At 72.3% G+C, this 16,384-nt stretch carries 18 protein-coding genes and 1 pseudogene; 9 read left to right on the top strand and 10 right to left on the bottom strand.

Going from position 1 to position 16,384, the window contains the following annotated elements; all coding sequences use genetic code 11:
• Positions 1-12: 12 nt before the first annotated feature.
• The 3 genes from MRBLML1_RS05895 to MRBLML1_RS05885 are packed head-to-tail and all read right to left on the bottom strand — an operon-like array spanning position 13 to position 1,009.
• Positions 13-273 carry a hypothetical protein gene (locus MRBLML1_RS05895; protein ID WP_364512723.1) on the bottom strand — a complete coding sequence of 87 codons (261 nt, stop codon included), beginning with the start codon at positions 271-273 and terminating at the stop codon, positions 13-15.
• Positions 270-566, bottom strand: coding sequence for a hypothetical protein (locus MRBLML1_RS05890; protein WP_364512719.1), 297 nt, complete (start codon positions 564-566; stop codon positions 270-272). Before MRBLML1_RS05890 ends, MRBLML1_RS05895 begins: the two co-directional genes overlap by 4 nt.
• Positions 566-1,009 (bottom strand): Asp23/Gls24 family envelope stress response protein, encoded by a 444-nt coding sequence (locus MRBLML1_RS05885; RefSeq protein WP_364512716.1) that lies wholly within the window; start codon positions 1,007-1,009, stop codon positions 566-568. The genes MRBLML1_RS05890 and MRBLML1_RS05885 overlap by 1 nt, the downstream gene beginning before the upstream one ends.
• A gap of 144 nt (positions 1,010-1,153) precedes the next feature.
• Here MRBLML1_RS05885 and MRBLML1_RS05880 point away from each other — a divergent pair, with 144 nt between their 5' ends.
• Together MRBLML1_RS05880 and MRBLML1_RS05875 are read left to right on the top strand one after the other, a co-directional pair.
• A complete protein-coding gene (locus tag MRBLML1_RS05880; protein WP_364512714.1) occupies positions 1,154-1,732 on the top strand; it encodes an RNA polymerase sigma factor in 579 nt (192 codons plus the stop codon).
• Entirely contained in the window at positions 1,723-2,196 is a 474-nt protein-coding gene (locus MRBLML1_RS05875; RefSeq protein WP_364512712.1) for an Asp23/Gls24 family envelope stress response protein, read from the top strand. The genes MRBLML1_RS05880 and MRBLML1_RS05875 overlap by 10 nt, the downstream gene beginning before the upstream one ends.
• A 6-nt stretch (positions 2,197-2,202) precedes the next feature.
• Here MRBLML1_RS05875 and MRBLML1_RS05870 read toward each other — a convergent pair whose 3' ends face one another.
• From MRBLML1_RS05870 to MRBLML1_RS05860, 3 genes are all read right to left on the bottom strand, one after another.
• Entirely contained in the window at positions 2,203-2,604 is a 402-nt protein-coding gene (locus MRBLML1_RS05870; protein WP_364512709.1) for a hypothetical protein, read from the bottom strand.
• Positions 2,605-2,657: 53 nt separating this feature from the next.
• A complete protein-coding gene (locus MRBLML1_RS05865; RefSeq protein ID WP_364512706.1) occupies positions 2,658-4,160 on the bottom strand; it encodes a hypothetical protein in 1,503 nt (500 codons plus the stop codon).
• An 89-nt stretch (positions 4,161-4,249) separates the two neighbouring features.
• A complete protein-coding gene (locus tag MRBLML1_RS05860; protein ID WP_364512703.1) occupies positions 4,250-6,466 on the bottom strand; it encodes a HelD family protein in 2,217 nt (738 codons plus the stop codon).
• A 182-nt stretch (positions 6,467-6,648) separates the two neighbouring features.
• Between MRBLML1_RS05860 and MRBLML1_RS05855 the strand changes: the two genes are divergently transcribed.
• Positions 6,649-7,224 carry a TetR/AcrR family transcriptional regulator gene (locus MRBLML1_RS05855; protein WP_364512700.1) on the top strand — a complete coding sequence of 192 codons (576 nt, stop codon included), beginning with the start codon at positions 6,649-6,651 and terminating at the stop codon, positions 7,222-7,224.
• Here MRBLML1_RS05855 and MRBLML1_RS05850 read toward each other — a convergent pair.
• Positions 7,221-8,099, bottom strand: coding sequence for a TIGR03619 family F420-dependent LLM class oxidoreductase (locus tag MRBLML1_RS05850; protein WP_364512697.1), 879 nt, complete (start codon positions 8,097-8,099; stop codon positions 7,221-7,223). The genes MRBLML1_RS05855 and MRBLML1_RS05850 overlap by 4 nt on opposite strands.
• 34 nt (positions 8,100-8,133) lie before the next feature.
• On the opposite strand from MRBLML1_RS05850, the gene MRBLML1_RS05845 reads away from it, so the two are divergent.
• Complete coding sequence (locus MRBLML1_RS05845; RefSeq protein WP_364512695.1) at positions 8,134-10,062, top strand: FAD-dependent oxidoreductase; 1,929 nt, start codon at positions 8,134-8,136, stop codon at positions 10,060-10,062.
• Positions 10,059-10,628: a TIGR00730 family Rossman fold protein gene (locus MRBLML1_RS05840; RefSeq protein ID WP_364512692.1), complete on the top strand. Its 570-nt coding sequence runs from the start codon at positions 10,059-10,061 to the stop codon at positions 10,626-10,628. The genes MRBLML1_RS05845 and MRBLML1_RS05840 overlap by 4 nt, the downstream gene beginning before the upstream one ends.
• Here the strand turns inward: MRBLML1_RS05840 and MRBLML1_RS05835 are convergent.
• The 3 genes and pseudogenes from MRBLML1_RS05835 to MRBLML1_RS05825 form a co-directional block, all read right to left on the bottom strand.
• Positions 10,609-11,370 carry an enoyl-CoA hydratase-related protein gene (locus tag MRBLML1_RS05835; RefSeq protein WP_364512689.1) on the bottom strand — a complete coding sequence of 254 codons (762 nt, stop codon included), beginning with the start codon at positions 11,368-11,370 and terminating at the stop codon, positions 10,609-10,611. The two genes, MRBLML1_RS05840 and MRBLML1_RS05835, sit on opposite strands and share 20 nt — an antisense overlap.
• A 5-nt stretch (positions 11,371-11,375) precedes the next feature.
• Positions 11,376-11,681 (bottom strand): cation:proton antiporter regulatory subunit, encoded by a 306-nt coding sequence (locus tag MRBLML1_RS05830; RefSeq protein ID WP_364513142.1) that lies wholly within the window; start codon positions 11,679-11,681, stop codon positions 11,376-11,378.
• 27 nt (positions 11,682-11,708) lie between these two features.
• Positions 11,709-12,569: pseudogene (locus MRBLML1_RS05825) on the bottom strand (ATP-grasp domain-containing protein); the annotation flags it as partial.
• A gap of 23 nt (positions 12,570-12,592) precedes the next feature.
• Between MRBLML1_RS05825 and MRBLML1_RS05820 the strand changes: the two are divergent.
• From MRBLML1_RS05820 to MRBLML1_RS05805, 4 genes are all read left to right on the top strand, one after another.
• The gene (locus tag MRBLML1_RS05820) at positions 12,593-13,093 is read left to right on the top strand and encodes an ATP-dependent zinc protease (protein WP_364512686.1); all 501 of its coding nucleotides are present in this window, start codon (positions 12,593-12,595) and stop codon (positions 13,091-13,093) included.
• Positions 13,080-14,048 carry a succinylglutamate desuccinylase/aspartoacylase family protein gene (locus MRBLML1_RS05815; RefSeq protein ID WP_364512683.1) on the top strand — a complete coding sequence of 323 codons (969 nt, stop codon included), beginning with the start codon at positions 13,080-13,082 and terminating at the stop codon, positions 14,046-14,048. The genes MRBLML1_RS05820 and MRBLML1_RS05815 overlap by 14 nt, the downstream gene beginning before the upstream one ends.
• A gap of 37 nt (positions 14,049-14,085) precedes the next feature.
• Entirely contained in the window at positions 14,086-15,588 is a 1,503-nt protein-coding gene (locus MRBLML1_RS05810; protein ID WP_364512681.1) for a molybdopterin-dependent oxidoreductase, read from the top strand.
• A gap of 85 nt (positions 15,589-15,673) precedes the next feature.
• Positions 15,674-16,348 carry a fasciclin domain-containing protein gene (locus tag MRBLML1_RS05805; RefSeq protein ID WP_364512678.1) on the top strand — a complete coding sequence of 225 codons (675 nt, stop codon included), beginning with the start codon at positions 15,674-15,676 and terminating at the stop codon, positions 16,346-16,348.
• The last annotated feature ends 36 nt before the right edge of the window (positions 16,349-16,384 follow it).

The following is a 16,384-nucleotide window of genomic DNA, read 5'->3' as shown; positions in this document are numbered from 1 at the left end:
CTGCGCCGGGTCTCAGAGCTGGCCGTAGCGCCGCGTGCCCGGCAGGCGGCGCGGGAGGCCGGTGCTGACCCGACGGGCCAGCAGGCGGGTACGACGGCGCCAGGCCGCGCGCAGCGGCCGGCGCGCGAGCAGGGTGGTGACCCCGGCCGGGTCGGTCCCGGGGCTCGCCACGGCCGCGTCCAGCGTCGCGACCAGCCGCACGAACTCCTCGGGGTCGCCCCCGAGGTCCGGGTGGTGCCGGCGCAGCAGGGCCCGGCGCTCGGCGGGGGTCACGACGGCTCCGGCTCGCGGACGTCCTGGACCCACACGTCGACCGGCAGGCCCACCACGCCCGCCGCGGCGGAGCGGACCGCGGCGGTGGTCTCGTCCAGGGCGGCACCCCAGGCGAGGACGACGTGGACCTCGGCGCCGGGCTCACGCAGCCGCACCCCGCGGACCATGCGGCCCGGCAGGTAGGTCGCGACCTCGCTCAGCAGGCCGCCGTGCAGGTCCAGCACCCCGGGCACGGCGCGCACGGCAGCGGCGACCGCCTCGGCGGGCTCGACCGGCTCGACCGCGTCGGTCATCACTCGACCCGCGCCGCCGCGTCCTCGTCGGTGTCGCTCTCGACGTGGATGTCGTGCACGGTGATGTTGACCTCGGTGACCTCCAGGCCGGTCATCCGCTCGACCGAGGTGACCACGTTGCGGCGGACCGCGCCGGCGAGGTCGGCGATGGCGACGCCGTACTCGGCGACGATGTCGAGGTCGACGGCGGCCTGCCGCTCGCCCACCTCCACGGCCACGCCCTGGCCCAGGTTGGTGCGGGAGCCGGGGATGCGGTCCCGGATGGCGCCGACCGCGCGGGCGGTGCCGCCGCCGAGGTCGTGCACCCCGGAGATCTCGCGGGTGGCGATGCCGGCGATCTTCGACACCACGGTGTCGGCGATCGAGGTGCGGCCCTGCTCCGAGACCAGCGCCCCGGCGTCACGGCGGACCTCGGGCGTGGTGGTGGCCTGCTTGTCGCTCATGTTCTCTCCTTCGTCGTCGTCGTTGACACAGATTGGTCGCGGGCAGCACGCCATTCGTCACGCGCCAGGTGCTGTGAGGTGGACCACAGGGCCCGGGCCGGCGGGCGCGGGTATCGACGAGGAGGATTCGGGCACCACCAAGGAGTGTCGGGGGGATACGGGGGGCGCGCGCACTCGGGTGCCGCGAGCGACGAGGCACTGGTCCGCGCCGCGCGCGTGGGCGACGAGGAGGCGTTCGCCGTGCTGGTCCAGCGACACGGCCCGGGCATGCACCGCTACGCCCTGCGCCTGGTCGGCGGCAGCGACGCCGACGCCGCCGAGGTCACCCAGGACGCGCTGGTCTCGGCCTGGCAGGGTCTCGCGACCTTCGCCGGCACCTCCAGCCTGAAGACCTGGCTGTTCCGGATCGTGCACCGCCGGGCCGCCGACCTCCACCGGTCGCGCAAGGCGGTGCCCATCGACGACCAGCTCCTCTCCCACCTGGTGCCGGGCGCCGAGGACAACGCGCTGCGCCAGGTCCTCGACGAGGAGCTGCTGGCGGCGTTGCAGCAGTGCCTCGACGAGCTGCCCTGGAACCAGCGCGCGGTGTGGCTGCTGCGCGAGCTGGAGGAGATGAGCTACGAGGAGATCGCGACCACGCTGGCGCTGCCGGTGGGCAGCGTGCGCGGACAGCTGTACCGTGCCCGGCGGACCGTCTCGGAGAGGATGGCGAGATGGCGCTAGAGCCTGACGACCCGTTGACCCGTGCCTTGGCGGCGGCCCGGCGGACCGAGCCCGGATGGGTGGACGTCTCGTCCTCCGTCATGCGACGGGTGGCCTCCCTGGCCCGGCCCGGCGAGCCCCTGCTGGTGCACACGGCGGCGGGCGAGGCGGCCCAGGACGACGCCGGTTCGCACACCTACCTGTCCAGCCGGATCCTCACCACCGCGCTGCGCCATCTCCTGCAGTCGGCGCCCACGCACGCGCCGGCCGGCATCGACCTCGAGGTGCACGAGCGCCGGCTGACGGCGGTCCGGGTGCGCCTGGCCGCGGCGTACGGCGTCGAGCTGCCCGAGCTCGGCGAGCAGGTCCGCGCCGAGGTGCTCGCGGTGGTGCGGGACCTGCTCGGCCCCGACCCGGACCTCGGCCCGGGGCAGGTCGAGATCGCCTTCGAGGACGTCGTCCCCGGCGACCCGCGCGAGGTCTGAGCCCGCTCAGCCGACCGTGGTGAGCAGCTGCGACGAACCACGTCCAACGGCTCCAGAGACCGCCGGTCGACTCGGCGCGATCCGATCGATCACGTCCGCGTCCAAGTACTGAAAGGACTGGGGAGCCCGAAGAGCTGGGTCGATCTGAGCGAGCGACAGCGGCGAAGCGAGCCGCTCCGCGCGCCGGACCTTGATGACATGTGCCGTGGCGGCGCCCTGGTAATAGGCGTCAAAAGCGTCTGGATCGATGGCGCCGACCTTCCCGAACTTACGCCAAGCAGACGCCGGCGTCAGTGCCTCGACCGCGTCGACTTCGAAGATGCCGACCACCATCTTCGTCGGGGCAGTTGCGTACACGACGACGTGGGTGACGTCATCAGCGATCGGCGTCCTTCGGAACTCGACCATCTTCGTCCCAGACAGGAGTGCCTCGGCGTACCGCGGGTGGATCGAGAACAGGGCTACGCGTCCAGTCGCTGTTGAAGCCATTTCGCTCCTTCGGGTCGCGTACGGGTGATGGTTTGGGGCCACGTCAGCGAGACGCCCTCTCGCCGCAGGTCCTCAAGAGTGATCGGGTCTTCGCGCAGGACCCGGTCTTGCCGGAACAGCACCACTAGGACCTCACCGAGCCGGGCAAGGTCCTCAATCTCAGAGTACGAATACACCGTCCGCCTGCCGACGAGGGATGCGATCTCGGCGGGATCTCGACTGACGTACGTCTGCTCACAGACGCCCACCACATAGACCGCTTTCTCATCGCGACTCCGATAGAACAGCAACGGCGATCCCGGCATGAGGAGGCGCGTCGGCGAGTTGCAGAGATACGCCTTTCGAAGCGCGTTTCCAAAGGGCTGAGTCTGGTGCCCCAACAGCGCCGGGAACAAGCCGCCCTGGGGGTCAAGTGGCTCGGCGTCCGGGAAGAGCACTTGGTGCCACCGCGGTTCGATGGGCACCAGAAATGATCGGGCTGCCGCCATTCGGAGAGCCGGCGGCCCGTGTCTGACGTGATACGCCAGCGGATCCATCGACGACGGCGCGAGATGCCGGCGCAGATCCTTCGCAAGCACCAGTTCTCCAACTCCGGTCCTGACCGGTCGTACCTGGAAGCCGAAGTCATCGAGCAGGTTGATGAGTGCCTGCTGCTTGGGGAAGGCGGTGACGAAGATCCCCGCCATCGATTCGCGGTGCGCCTGCTCGAAGATGGCCTTGAGCAGCAACTCGCCGTACTTCTGACCGCTGTAGGTCTGAGCGACCTTGAACGTGCTGATCTTCAACAGCGGGCCTTGAATGCCGTGCTCTCCGTTGGGCTCGGCCTTCAGCAGCGCGATCGCTGCGTGAGCCTCGCCCTGCCCATCGATGAGGAGCGCATCTCGGCCTCCTTGGGCCGCCTTCTCCAGGAACCACGTATCGAATGCAGTGTCCCCGTAGTCGGCGCGCAGTCCGTCGAAGATTGGGTCGCCCAAGCGCAACTCGTGGGCTTTGATACGGCGAACCGCGGGGGGTGGAGTCGGCGGCGCTGGGTGAAGGTTCCGAAGAAATGCGAGCGCGTCCGCGAGCGTCAGCACACGGTCTCCGACGCCCAGGCGATGGGCCATCGAATGAATCCCCTGGTCTTGGGTGACCAGGTAACCGACGGCGTGCCCGACCACCGCGGCGAGTAGCCGCTGGTCCACGTCGTCGTTCGATCCAGGCGTTGGCGTGCCGAGCTGAGTCCGCTGGCTCTCGCTGACGACCGGTGGGTTCACGATCCGCTCGTAGCGCTTGAACACCGTCAGCCGAGCCGAACGCTTCGCCGGATCCTTGATGCGGCCGAAATCGTCGAGCGACGCGACATGCACCCGCAGGCCGTGATTGTGCGTGGTCGCTAGCCGATGAAACTCCATCGCGAGGGCAGCATCGGGCTCCACCGCGGCGGACAGCGGGTCACTCTTGATCGCAATGTTGCTGTCGAGCAGGAACAGCATGTCGACAGCATGGCTCCCGCGGACCGCAGATCAGCAGATTTCCGACAAGATTCACTGACAGATTCGGACGAGGCGGCGCAGATGCGGCTCTACCCGACCGTGGTGAGCAGCTGCGTGGCGCGGGTCAGCACGACGTAGAGCGTCGCGCGGCCGGTGGCGGACTCGTCCTCGATCTCCTGCGGGTGGACCACGACGATGCCGTCGAACTCCAGGCCCTTGGTGTCGAGACCGGTGAGCACGACGACCCGGTCCTCGCCGGACGGCGTGACCGAGGAGTTGACCGCGGCACGGGCGCCGGCGGCGTCCTCGGCGAGCTCGGGCCACGACGCGAGCCAGGCGTTGACCTCCGAGCGCCGGGCGACCGGCACGACGACGCCGACCGTGCCGGAGACGCGGCCCGCGACCTCGAGGACGGCCGCGCGGGTCGCGGACTCGAGGTCCGGCTCGGCCGGCAGCACCCGCGGCTCCTCACCCGTGCGGCGCACCGCGTCGGGGAGGTCGGCGTCGAGGCCGACCCGCTCGGCGTACGCCGCGGCGTGGGCGTAGATCTCCGCGGAGTTGCGGTAGTTGGTGGACAGGTGGAACTCGTGCACCTGCTTGCGCTCCAGCGCTGCGGCCCGCGCGTCGCGGGCCTCGGCGGGCAGCGGCCACGAGGACTGCGCCGGGTCGCCGACGATGGTCCACGACGCCGTACGCCCGCGGCGGCCGACCATCCGCCACTGCATGGGGGTGAGGTCCTGCGCCTCGTCGACCAGCACGTGGGCGTAGCCGTCGTCCTCGATGCTGGAGGTCGGCGGGCGCCAGGCGGGCCCGGCCGCGAACTCGCGGTCGGAGGCCGTCATCAGCTCCTGGATGTCGACCGCTCCCTCGATGATGGCGAGCGGGTCGTCGCGCTCGTCGTCGGCCTTCTGCGGGACGTCGCCGAGGGCGTAGCGCAGCTCGTCGAGCAGCGGGACGTCCTCGATCGCGATCTGCCCGCTGATCGGACGGCTCGGGTCGAGGTGGGCCCAGGACTTCGCCAGCAGGCGCTGCTCCTCGGCCGACAGCACGCCGTCGGACACCCGGGCGAGGAACTCTGGGTCGCGCAGCCAGCACAGCACGGTCGGCGCGTCGAGCGGCGGCCAGAAGGCGAGCGCGAAGTCGAGGAAGTCCTGACGGCCGAGGATCTCCTCGTTGAACTTCTCCCGGCCCTGCTCGCGACCGCGCTCACCGCGGACCTGGCGCCACAGCGCGTCGAGCAACGCGTTCGACACGCGCGGGAGCTGCTTGTTGCGCAGGCCCGAGGACATCAGCTGACGGCGGATCTGGCCGAGCCGGCCACGGTCGAGGACCAGCCGGTCGTCGCGCCAGAACACGCGGTACTCCCGTGGGCTGCCCGGCACCTGCTGGCGCGCGGTGCGCCTCATGACCTCCGCCATCCGCACCGAGCCCTTGACGTCGGCGACCGCCGGCTCGTCGTGGCGGGTGGTGCGGACGTCGTCGACGACCTCACCGAGGCTGCGCAGCGCGACCGCGGTCTCGCCCAGCGACGGCAGCACCCGCTCGATGTAGCGCATGAACACGCCCGAGGGGCCGACGACGAGGACGCCGCCGCGCTCGTAGCGCTGGCGGTCGGTGTAGAGCAGGTACGCCGCACGGTGCAGCGCCACCACCGTCTTGCCCGTGCCGGGACCACCGGAGATGCTGACGACACCCTTGGCGGGCGCCCGGATCGCCTTGTCCTGCTCGGCCTGGATGGTCGCGACGATGGAGTGCATCGAGCGGTCGCGGGCCCGGGAGAGCTGCGCCATCAGCGCGCCCTCACCGACGATCGGCAGCTCCCGGCCCTGCTCCTCGGCCACGGCGGCGGCATCGGCGTCGAGCAGCTCGTCCTCCACGCCGACCACGCGCGCGCCGGAGCTGCGCAGCACCCGGCGGCGGATCACGGACTGCGGCTCGGCGGCGGTCGCCTGGTAGAACACGGCCGCCGCGGGGGCGCGCCAGTCGATCAGGAGCGAGTCGCGGTCGTCGTCACGCAGGCCGATCCGGCCGACGTAGCGGGGCTGCGGGTCGAGCGCCGCGTCCATGTCCAGGCGGCCGAAGACCAGGCCCTCCTGGGCGGCGTCGAGCTGGGCGATCCGCTTCGCCGCCTGGAACACCATCGCGTCCCGCTCCACGAGACCACCCTCGTGACCCAGCCGGCCGCGGGAGTGCCCCTCCTTCGCCAGCTGCTGGGCGGCCTTGCCGGCCTCCTCCAGCTGCCGGTAGACCCGGTCGACGAAGGCCTGCTCGGCTGCCACCTCGCGCGCCACCAGCTCGTCTGCCACTGACTCGATGCCCCCGCTGTCCGCTCTTGTTCTGGGTGCCGAACGGATTCCGTTCAGCAAGCAGTCAACTCTACAGGGCCAAGGCGGTGTCAGAATGTGGGCAGGGGCATCGCCTAGGGGGGCTGATGAGTACGACGCCAAATGCTTCGACCGCTTCGACACGCAAACCGAACCGCCGCGGGGTGGCGGCCCGCGAACAGCTGCTGAGCACCGCGCTGCGGCTGCTGGGCGACGGGCGGCCGGAGGCCGTGTCGATCAACCTGGTCGCGAAGGAGTCCGGGCTGAGCTGGGGCTCGGTGCAGAACCTGTTCGGCGACTCCGACGGGTTCTGGTCCGCCGTGGTCGACCTGATCATCGACGCCGGCCCGGAGCTGTGGGCCGAGCCGGTCAGCGAGACGATCGCGGGACGGGTCGCCGAGGTGGCGGACCTCTACCGCGGGGTGCTGGCGTCGCCGTACGCCGTCGCGGTGGAGACGATCCGGGCCGGGCTGCCCCGGCCGCGCGAGGTGCTCTCGGAGACCCACCCGAAGACCGCGGCCTCGCTGGCGAACCTAGACGAGCTGTGGGAGCGGGCCTTCCTGGTCTTCTTCGACGGCCTCGGCGAGGGCTACAGCGACCAGCGCGGGCACGACGTGGCGGCGGTGCTGCCCAGCGCCATGCGTGGGCTACGCATGGACCAGGTGTTCGGCACCTCGATCGACGTCGACCGGGCGCACACGACGCTGGTCGCCGCGCTCACGTCGTACCTGCAGGGTTAGCCGAGGGCGCGGGCCGGCGCGATGACCTCGGCCCCGAAGCGGGCGACCGCGGCGAGCTTGTCCTCCAGCGGCGCGTCGGCCGCGCCGTAGTACATCCACGGCATCGTCATGCACATCGTCACCCCGCCCTGCGCCGCGCGGGCGAAGTGCTCGGGCAGCCACGCGTCCGTCAGCGCCGGTACGACGTCGAAGGGCTCCGCCAGGTCCCGCCCGGCCTCGGCCCGCAGCTCGCGGAGCCGGCCCGCGATCGCGACCGCCTCGTCCACCGTGGCCAGGTCCCCGATCCAGCCGTCGTGGCGGGCCGCCCGCCGCAGCGCCACGTCGGAGAGCCCGCCGACCCAGACCGGCACGGGCCCGGGCGGCTCGGGCTTCATGGCCAGCCGCTCGCAGGAGTAGAACTCACCGGCGAACTCGGTCCAGCCCGGAGCCCACAAGGCCCGCACCAGGTCCAGCGCCTCGTCGGTGCGGCGGCCGCGGGTGCCGAACTCCTGCTCCAGCAGCTCGAACTCCTCACGGCACCAGCCCACCCCGACGCCCAGCGCGACCCGGCCGCCCGAGAGCGCGGCCGCCGTGCCGACCGCCTTGGCGACGACGTAGGGGTTGCGCATCGCGGCGACGTAGATCGAGGTGAAGAAGTGCAGCCGGGTGGTGGCCTGGCTCAGCGCGCCGATCGTCACCCACGGGTCGGGCCAGTCGACGTCGGGCGACCAGCGCCGGGAGCCGTCGGAGGTGTAGGGGTAGGGCGTCGCGACGGTCTCCAGGTCGACGACGTGGTCGGCGAGGCTCAGCGCGCGGAAGCCGGCCTCCTCGGCGGCGCGGGCGAGCGGCACCAGCTGGTCGATCGGCTGGTAGGCGGTGACCATCGCGAAGTCCACGCGGGCAGCGTAGCCGTGGAGTAGAACATGTTCTATGTATCCGCACCTGCTGGCGCCCGGCCGGATCGGCACGATGGAGCTGCGCAACCGGATCGTGCTGTCCCCGATGGAGACGATGTACGGCACGCCCGAGGGCCACCCCTCCCCGCGCACCGTCGCCCACTTCGCCCGCCGCGCCGAGGGCGGTGCCGGGCTGCTGACCGTCGGCGCGACCGGGATCGACCCGCGGCACCCGGAGACACCCGGCGGGCTGCAGATCGGCGAGGACGCCGCCGTGGCCGCCCACCGGCGCCTGGTCGAGGCCGTGCACGCGCACGGCGCCCGGGTCCAGCCCCAGGTCGTGCACGCCGGCCCGGACGGCCTCGGTCCCGAGATGTTCGGGGTGACCTCGCTCGGTCCGTCGGTCATCGGCTCCTACCTCACCGGCCGCCCCTCGGCCGCGGTCACCAAGGAGCAGATCGGCGCGGTCCTCGACCGCTACCGGGCCGCGGTGGTGCGCGTCCGCGAGGCGGGGTACGACGGCCTGGAGCTGCACGCCGCCCACGGCTACATGTTCCTCGGCTCCTTCCTGGCCCCGCAGCGCAACCGGCGCACCGACCGCTACCGCGGGACCTCGCCGGAGGGACGGGCCCGGGTGCTGCTCGAGGCGCTGACGGCGATCCGCACCGAGGTGGGCCCGGACTTCCCCCTCACGCTGCGGATCTCCGGCTACGAGCGGGTGGCCGGCGGCCGGCCGATCTGGGACACCGCGGCGATGGCGCCGCTGCTGGTGGAGGCCGGCGTGGACGCCTTCCACGTCAGCGGCGGGGTGATCGACCGGCTGGTGACCGGGATGGTGAACGCGGCCGACGACGGCGACGGTCTGAACGTCGGTGGGGCGGCCGCGGTGCGGGAGGTCGTCGACGTCCCGGTGATCGCGGTGGGCCGGCTGCACGACCCGGACCTGGCCGAGCGGGTGCTGGCCGAGGGGCGCGCCGACTTCGTCGCGCTCGGCCGCCCGTTGCTCGCCGACCCGGACCTGCCCCGCAAGCTCGCCGGCTGGGGCGGCGGACGGGTCCGCGGGTGCATCTCGTGCGAGAGCTGCATCGACACCCTGGAGGAGAAGCTCGCCACCGAGTGCGCGGTCAACGCCTTCACCGGCCACGACCTGGACCGGGTCGTGGCGGCCGGCCCGGCTCGGCGGGTGGTCGTGGCCGGCGGCGGGCCCGCGGGCCTGGAGACCGCGCGGCTGGCGAGCGCTGCGGGGCACACGGTGAGCGTGCTGGAGGCCGGCGACCGGCTCGGCGGCGCGCTGCACGACGCCTGCGCGGTGCACCCGGAGAACCGGCCCTACCTCGACTGGCTGCTCGGCGAGGTCGCCGGCCTCGACGTACGGCTCGGCGTGACCGCGGACCTCGCGACGGTGCGGGAGCTCGACCCGGACGTCGTGGTGGTCGCGACCGGCGGCCGGGTCGACCTGCCGGACCTGCCCGGCGCCGACCTGCCGCACGTGGTCGCCGGCGTCCACCCGGCGCAGGTGCCCGAGGGGCGCCGGGTCGTGGTGGTCGGCGGCCGGATGGCCGCCGTCGAGTGGGCCGAGGTGCTGGCCCGCGCCGGCCGGCTGGTCGCGCTGCTGCACACCGGGCCGGAGATCGCGCCCGAGGCGGGCGCCAAGCGGCGCACCGAGCACATGGACCGGCTCGACCGGCTCGGTGTCACCGTGCACACCGGCTGCGCGGTGCACGCCGTCACCGGGACCGGCGTGCGGTGGACACCCACCCACGGCACCCCGCGCGACCTGCCCGCCGACGCGGTCGTCCTCGCCGGCGAGGTCGTCGCCGACCCGTCCGTGCGGGACGCGCTGGCGGCCGGGCTGCCCGGGGTCGACGTCCGGGTGGTGGGGGACGCGGCCGGGCTCGGCCTGATCCGCGGCGCCACCGCAGGCGCGGCCGAGCTGGTGGCTGGCCTAGCCTCGTCGCCATGACCTCCGAGCTGCGCCGTGTCGCCGTCTTCTGCGCCTCCTCCCCGGGCCACGACGAGAGCCTGGTCCGCTCGGCGTACGACGTCGGGAAGGGGCTCGCCGAGCGCGGCCTCGGCCTGGTCTACGGCGCGGGCGGGAGCGGGCTGATGGGCGCGGTCGCGCAGGGCGCGCTCGACGCGGGCGGTGAGGTGATCGGGGTGATCCCGCGGAGCATGGTCGAGCGCGAGTGGGGCCGCGACGACCTCACCGAGGTGCACGTCGTGGAGACCATGCACGAGCGCAAGGCGCTGATGGCGGAGAAGGCCGACGCCTTCCTGTGCCTGCCCGGCGGGCTCGGCACGCTGGAGGAGATCGTCGAGGTGTGGAGCTGGCGCCAGATCGGCTTCAACGACGACCCGGTCTGCTTCTACGACGTGGGCGGCTTCTGGCAGCCGTTCCTCCACGCGCTGCAGGGCCTGGTCGACGCGGGCTTCCTGCGCCAGTCCGCGCTCGACGACGCGGTCGTCGCCGACGACCTCGACAGCGCGCTCGCCGGTCTGGCGAGCCGGGTCAGGCCTTCTTCCGGCTGAGGAAGGCGGTCATCGCCTCGCGCGCCTCGTCGGAGCCGAACAGCCGCGCGCTGAGCTCGACGAGCTCCTCGCCCTTGCTGTCGATCCGCTCCAGCAGCTCGGCGGCGAGCAGGCCCTTGGTCTCGCGCAGGCCCTGGGCCGCACCGGTGGCGATCTTCGCGACCACGTCGTCGACCTTCGCCTGGAGCTCGGCCGCCGGCACCGCGAAGGTCGCCAGGCCGTAGGCCGCTGCCTCCGCACCGGTGAAGACCTCGCCGCCGAGCGCGGTGAAGGCCGCACCGCGCGGGGTCATCCGCGGGAACACGGTCAGCGAGATGACCGCGGGCGTGAGGCCGAGCTTGACCTCGGTGAGCGCGAACGTCGCGTCCTCGGCGACGACGACCACGTCGGAGGACGCCACGATGCCGATGCCGCCGGCCCGGGCCGCGCCCTCGACGACCGTCACGACGGGCTTGCCCATCGCCACGATCTGCCGCTGCAGGGCGACGATCGCCCGCGCGCCCTCCTGCATCGGCGTGGTGGCGGCCTCGGAGAGGTCCGCGCCGGAGCAGAACACCCGGCCGGACGACCTCAGCAGCACCACCCGTACGTCGGTCGCCGCGTCCGCCGTCGTCAGGTGGCCGACCAGCTCGGTGACCAGCTGCCGGGACAGCGCGTTGCGGTTGTGCGGCGAGTCGAGCGTGATCGTCGCGACGCCGTCGGCGACGTCGAGGTGGACCAGCTCGGCGGGTGCGTCAGTCATGGCGGTCATCCTGCCGCATCGTGGATCGGCTGCTTCGGGAGCTTCTTCACCCGGGTCCGCTTGCGGCGGGCCGGGATCATCGAGCGCATCTCCTCCAGCTTGCCGAAGCATAGCAGCCGGTCGTCGGGCTGCAGCACGTGGTGCGGGAAGGGGTTCGGGATCACCGTCGTGCCGCGGTGCAGGGTCAGCACGGTGATGTCCCGGTCGCGCAGGCCCGAGTCACCGAGGGTCTTGCCGACGACGTCGGCGTCGCTGTGCACGAGCAGCTCGGCGACGCCGTAGCCGGTGGAGACGGAGAGGCGCTCACGCACGTCGATCTGCGGGAAGGCGACCTGGTTGTCGATGTAGTCGATGATCGCGCCGGCGACGTCGAGCTTGGTGGCCTGCTCGATGCCCTCCAGGCCGGGCGAGGAGTTCACCTCCATGACCAGCGGGCCTTCGTCGCCCTCCAGCATGTCGACACCGGCGACCTTGAGACCCATGATCTGGGCGGCCCGGACGGCGACCCGCTCGTACTCCGGGTCCAGCTCGACGCGCTCGACGCTGCCGCCGCGGTGCACGTTGGAGCGGAACTCGTCACCCTGCGCGACCCGTCGCATCGCCGCGACCACCCGGTCGCCGACGACGAGCGCGCGGATGTCGCGACCGCGCGACTCCTTGACGAAGCGCTGGATGAGCACCTGCTGCTTGGTGCTCTGCAGGGTCTCGATGATCGCCTCGGCGACCTTGATGTCCGGCGCCAGGATCACGCCGATGCCCTGGGTGCCCTCCAGCAGCTTGATCACGACCGGCGCTCCACCGACCCGCTCGATCGCGGGGATCACGTCGGCGCGGTCACGCACGAAGGTGGTCGCCGGCATGCCGATGTTGTGCCGCGACAGGATCTGCGAGGCGCGCAGCTTGTCGCGCGAGTTCGAGATGCCGTTGGCGGTGTTGGGCGTGTAGACGTCCATCTGCTCGAACTGGCGGACCACGGCGGTGCCGAAGTAGGTGATCGAGTTGCCGATGCGCGGCAGCACGGCGTCGTAGTCCGAGAGCTGCTTGCCGCGGAACTGCAGGTCCGGCAGGTCGCCGGACAGGTCGATGCCGAACCGGAGGGTGTTGAGCACCTTCACGTCGTGCCCCCGGTCGAGGGCGGCGGTGCGCAGTCGTTGGGTGCTGTACGAGCGGGGGGCGCGGGAGAGGATCGCGAGCTTCATTCCGACCTGATTGGATTGCTGGCGTGGTGAGTCCCCATTCAAGCAGCCCTCCGGTCGTCGCCGGCTGGCGAGAGTGGGTGCGCCTGCCCGGGCTCGGCGTCGGGCCGGTGAAGGCCAAGCTCGACACCGGCGCCCGTACGTCGGCGCTGCACGCCTTCGACCTCGAGCCCTTCGAGCGCGAGGGCCGGGAGTGGGTCCGCTTCTCGGTGCACCCGTGGCAGCGCTCCGCCGAGGACGCGGTCCTCGTCGAGTGCCCGGTGCACGACCGGCGGGTCGTGCGCAGCTCCACCGGCCACACCCAGGAGCGCTTCGTGGTGCTCACCGCGATCGAGCTGCTCGACCGGACCGTGACCACCGAGCTCACCCTGACCCGCCGCGACGAGATGGGCTTCCGGATGCTGGTCGGGCGCGAGGCGCTGCGCCAGGGCTTCCTCGTCGACTCCGGCCGCTCCTACCTGGGCGGCCGGCCGCCGCGCCGCGTGCGCCGCAAGAACCGGGGGGTCCCACCACGTGGCACTGCGTGAGTCGTTCGCGATCGGCAACGTCCGGGTCCGCGCCGGCTCGACCAAGGAGGTCGAGCTCCCGATCACCCGCCTGGTCACCGGCGGCGACGTCAGCCTGCCGGTCCGGGTCGTGCACGGGCGCGAGGACGGGCCGACGGTCTGGGTGAACGCCGCGATCCACGGCGACGAGGTGCTCGGCGTCGAGGTGATCCGCCAGGCGATGGCGACGCTCTCGGCCCGCACCTTCCGCGGGACCCTGGTCGCCGTACCGGTCGTCAACGTGCTGGGCTTCATGACCGGCGACCGCTACCTGCCCGACCGCCGCGACCTCAACCGCTCGTTCCCCGGCTCGGCCCGCGGCTCGCTGGCCAGCCGGATCGCGCACCTGTTCATGACCGAGGTCGTCAGCAAGTGCGACGTCGGCATCGACCTGCACACCGCCGCCGACCGCCGCGCCAACCTCCCGCAGATCCGCGCCGACCTCGACGACCCGCGGACCCGCGAGCTGGCCGAGGTCTTCGGCGCCCCGGTCATGCTGCACGCCCGGCTCCGCGACGGCTCGCTGCGCCAGGCCGGCCGCGACCGCGGCGCGACCGTGCTGCTCTACGAGGCCGGCGAGGCGCTGCGCTTCGACGAGGACGCGATCGCCGTCGGCGTGCGCGGCGTACGACGGGTGCTCGCCTCGCTCGGCATGATCGACGACGAGCCGGCTCCCGACGAGGCGCCGGTCGAGGTCGTGGAGTCCCGCTCCAGCGGCTGGGTCCGGGCCCGCGGCACCGGGATCCTGCACCTCGAGGTCCACCTCGGCGAGCGGGTCGAGGCGGGGCAGCGGCTCGGCGGGCTGTCCGACACCTTCGGCCGCCGGGTGCGCCTGGTGCACGCCGACCGGGCCGGGATCGTGATCGGGCTGACCCGGGCACCGATCGTCAACGCCGGGGACGCGCTGGTGCACGTGGCGACGACGCACACGCCGTAGACCGATCCGGTCGGGTGGTCCGCTCCGAACCACCTCCATGAAGGCACGACTCCTCTGGGCCTGGTACGGCGTCCTCGCGACCCTCGTCGGCATCGGGCTGGCCCACCTCGCGGCGGCCCTCACCGACCCCGCCTCCTCGCCGGTGCTCGCCGTCGGCTCGGCGGTCATCGACCAGACGCCGACGCCGATGAAGGAGTGGGCGATCCGGCAGTTCGGCAGCGCCGACAAGACCATCCTGGTGGGCTCGGTGATGGCGGGTGTGCTCCTGCTGGCCGCGCTGGCCGGCGTGCTCGCCCGGCGCAGCCTGGTGGCCGGGATGGCGCTGCTCGCGGTGCTCGTCGTGGTCGCCGGCGGGGCCGTGCTGACCCGCCCGAGCACGGAGGCCGTCGACCTGGTGCCGACCCTGGTCGCGCTGGTCGTCGGCCCGCTGGCGCTGCGGCTGCTGGCGACCACGGACCGGCGTGCCCACGAGAGCGACGGGAGCCGGCGCACGCTGCTGATCACGATCGCCGCGGTGAGCGCCACGGCCGCCGTCGGCGGCGTCGCGGGCCGGCTCGTCGCCGCGGTCAAGCGCCGCCCGGAGGACATCAACCTGCCGAAGCCCGCCAGCCCGGCGCCGCCGTTGCCGCGCGGCCTGGACGACCAGGTCCCCGGGATCACCCCGTTCCGCACGAGCAACGGGAAGTTCTACCGGGTGGACACCCGGCTCGACGTACCGGTCGTGGACAGCGAGGACTGGGAGCTCACCATCGACGGCGACGTGGAGCGCGAGGTCACCCTGACCTTCGACGACCTGCTCGGCATGGAGCTGATCGAGCGGGACATCACGCTGACCTGCGTCAGCAACAGCGTCGGCGGCCCGTACGTCGGCGCCGCCCGCTGGCTCGGCGTCCGGCTCACCGACGTGCTGGCCAAGGCCGGCATCGACGGCACCAAGGCCGACCAGATCCTGTCCACCGACTTCGACGGGATGACGATCAGCACCCCGCTGGACCTGGCGACCGACGGGCGCGACGCGATGCTGGCGATCGGCATGAACGGCAAGGCGCTCCCGCGGGAGCACGGCTTCCCGGTGCGGATGGTGATCCCCGGCCTCTACGGGTTCATCAGCGCCACCAAGTGGGTCACCCGGCTCACCCTGACGACGTACGACGACCAGCAGGCCTACTGGACCGAGCGGAAGTGGGCGACGGACGCCCCGATCAAGATCTCCGCGCGCATCGACACCCCGAAGGCGCTCGCCCAGGTGGACCCGGGCGACGTCGTGGTCGGCGGCGTCGCGTGGGCGCAGGAGCGGGGCGGCGTCGCGAAGGTGCAGGTCCGCATCGACGGGGGCGGCTGGGTGGACGCGCAGCTGGGGCCGGACGGCGGCAACGACTACTGGCGGCAGTGGTTCTACCGCTGGGACGCCGCGTCGGGGTCGCACCGGATCGCGGTGCGCGCCGTCGCCGGCAACGGCGACGAGCAGACCGCGGTGCGCGCCGAGCCCTTCCCCGACGGCGCCAGTGGCCTGCACGAGTTCCTCGTCACCGTGAAGTAGCGCGAAAAAGCCCGAGAAATGGCCCATCCGGGTCCCGCACCACTCCGAATCAATGACAGAGACTCCCTCTACGGAAGGCATCACCATGAAGCTCCAGAACCTTCGCCGCAACGCCGGCATCGCCACCTGCGTGCTCGCCCTCTCCGCCGGCCTCGCGGCCTGTGGTGACGACGACACCAAGGCGAGCGGCTCGGACGACAAGTCCAGCTCGGACTCGATGACCGACAGCAGCAGCGACGCCCAGGGCGCGGCCGCCGACACCTTCGGCCCCGGCTGCTCCAAGATCCCGACCTCCGGCAAGGGCTCGTTCGACGGCATGGTCAAGGACCCGGTCGCCACCGCCGCCAGCAACAACCCGCTGCTGAGCACCCTGGTCACCGCCGTGGGCAGCATCGACGGCCTGGGCGACACGCTCAACGGTGCCGCCGCGCTGACCGTGTTCGCGCCGTACAACGACGCCTTCGCCGCGATCCCGGAGAAGGACCTCAACGCGATGGTCGCCGACGGCAAGAAGATGGGCGACAAGTCCGCCCTCTACGGCATCCTGGCCCACCACGTGCTCGGCGAGAACGACAAGGCCGACGCGGTCACCGGCGAGAAGACGACCCTCAAGGGCGACAAGCTGACCGTCTCGGGTGACCCCGAGTCGGGTATGACCGTCAGTGACGGCACGGTCACGGCGAACGTCCTGTGCGGCAACATCCCGACCGCCAACGCCACCGTCTACGTGATCGACAAGGTGCTGACCGGGGTCAAGTGACCCCTCGTCAGCGAGAGCAGAAGGCGGAAGGATCAG

Origin of the sequence: Nocardioides sp. LML1-1-1.1 (genome assembly GCF_040676175.1) — a bacterium.
Lineage (GTDB): Bacteria > Actinomycetota > Actinomycetes > Propionibacteriales > Nocardioidaceae > Nocardioides.
Note: the sequence above shows the minus strand (reverse complement) of the source record. Positions and strands in the feature narration are given on the sequence as shown.

Bases quoted from the DNA above. Each gene is read 5' to 3' on its own strand.
- MRBLML1_RS05885 (WP_364512716.1), bottom strand. From the start codon at position 1,009: ATGAGCGACAAGCAGGCCACCACCACGCCCGAGGTCCGCCGTGACGCC.
- MRBLML1_RS05805 (WP_364512678.1), top strand. From the start codon at position 15,674: ATGAAGCTCCAGAACCTTCGCCGCAACGCCGGCATCGCCACCTGCGTG.
- MRBLML1_RS05840 (WP_364512692.1), top strand. From the start codon at position 10,059: ATGACCTCCGAGCTGCGCCGTGTCGCCGTCTTCTGCGCCTCCTCCCCG.
- MRBLML1_RS05835 (WP_364512689.1), bottom strand. From the start codon at position 11,370: ATGACTGACGCACCCGCCGAGCTGGTCCACCTCGACGTCGCCGACGGC.
- MRBLML1_RS05890 (WP_364512719.1), bottom strand. From the start codon at position 566: ATGACCGACGCGGTCGAGCCGGTCGAGCCCGCCGAGGCGGTCGCCGCT.
- MRBLML1_RS05875 (WP_364512712.1), top strand. From the start codon at position 1,723: ATGGCGCTAGAGCCTGACGACCCGTTGACCCGTGCCTTGGCGGCGGCC.
- MRBLML1_RS05870 (WP_364512709.1), bottom strand. From the start codon at position 2,604: ATGGTCGAGTTCCGAAGGACGCCGATCGCTGATGACGTCACCCACGTC.
- MRBLML1_RS05810 (WP_364512681.1), top strand. From the start codon at position 14,086: ATGAAGGCACGACTCCTCTGGGCCTGGTACGGCGTCCTCGCGACCCTC.
- MRBLML1_RS05845 (WP_364512695.1), top strand. From the start codon at position 8,134: ATGTATCCGCACCTGCTGGCGCCCGGCCGGATCGGCACGATGGAGCTG.
- MRBLML1_RS05865 (WP_364512706.1), bottom strand. From the start codon at position 4,160: ATGCTGTTCCTGCTCGACAGCAACATTGCGATCAAGAGTGACCCGCTG.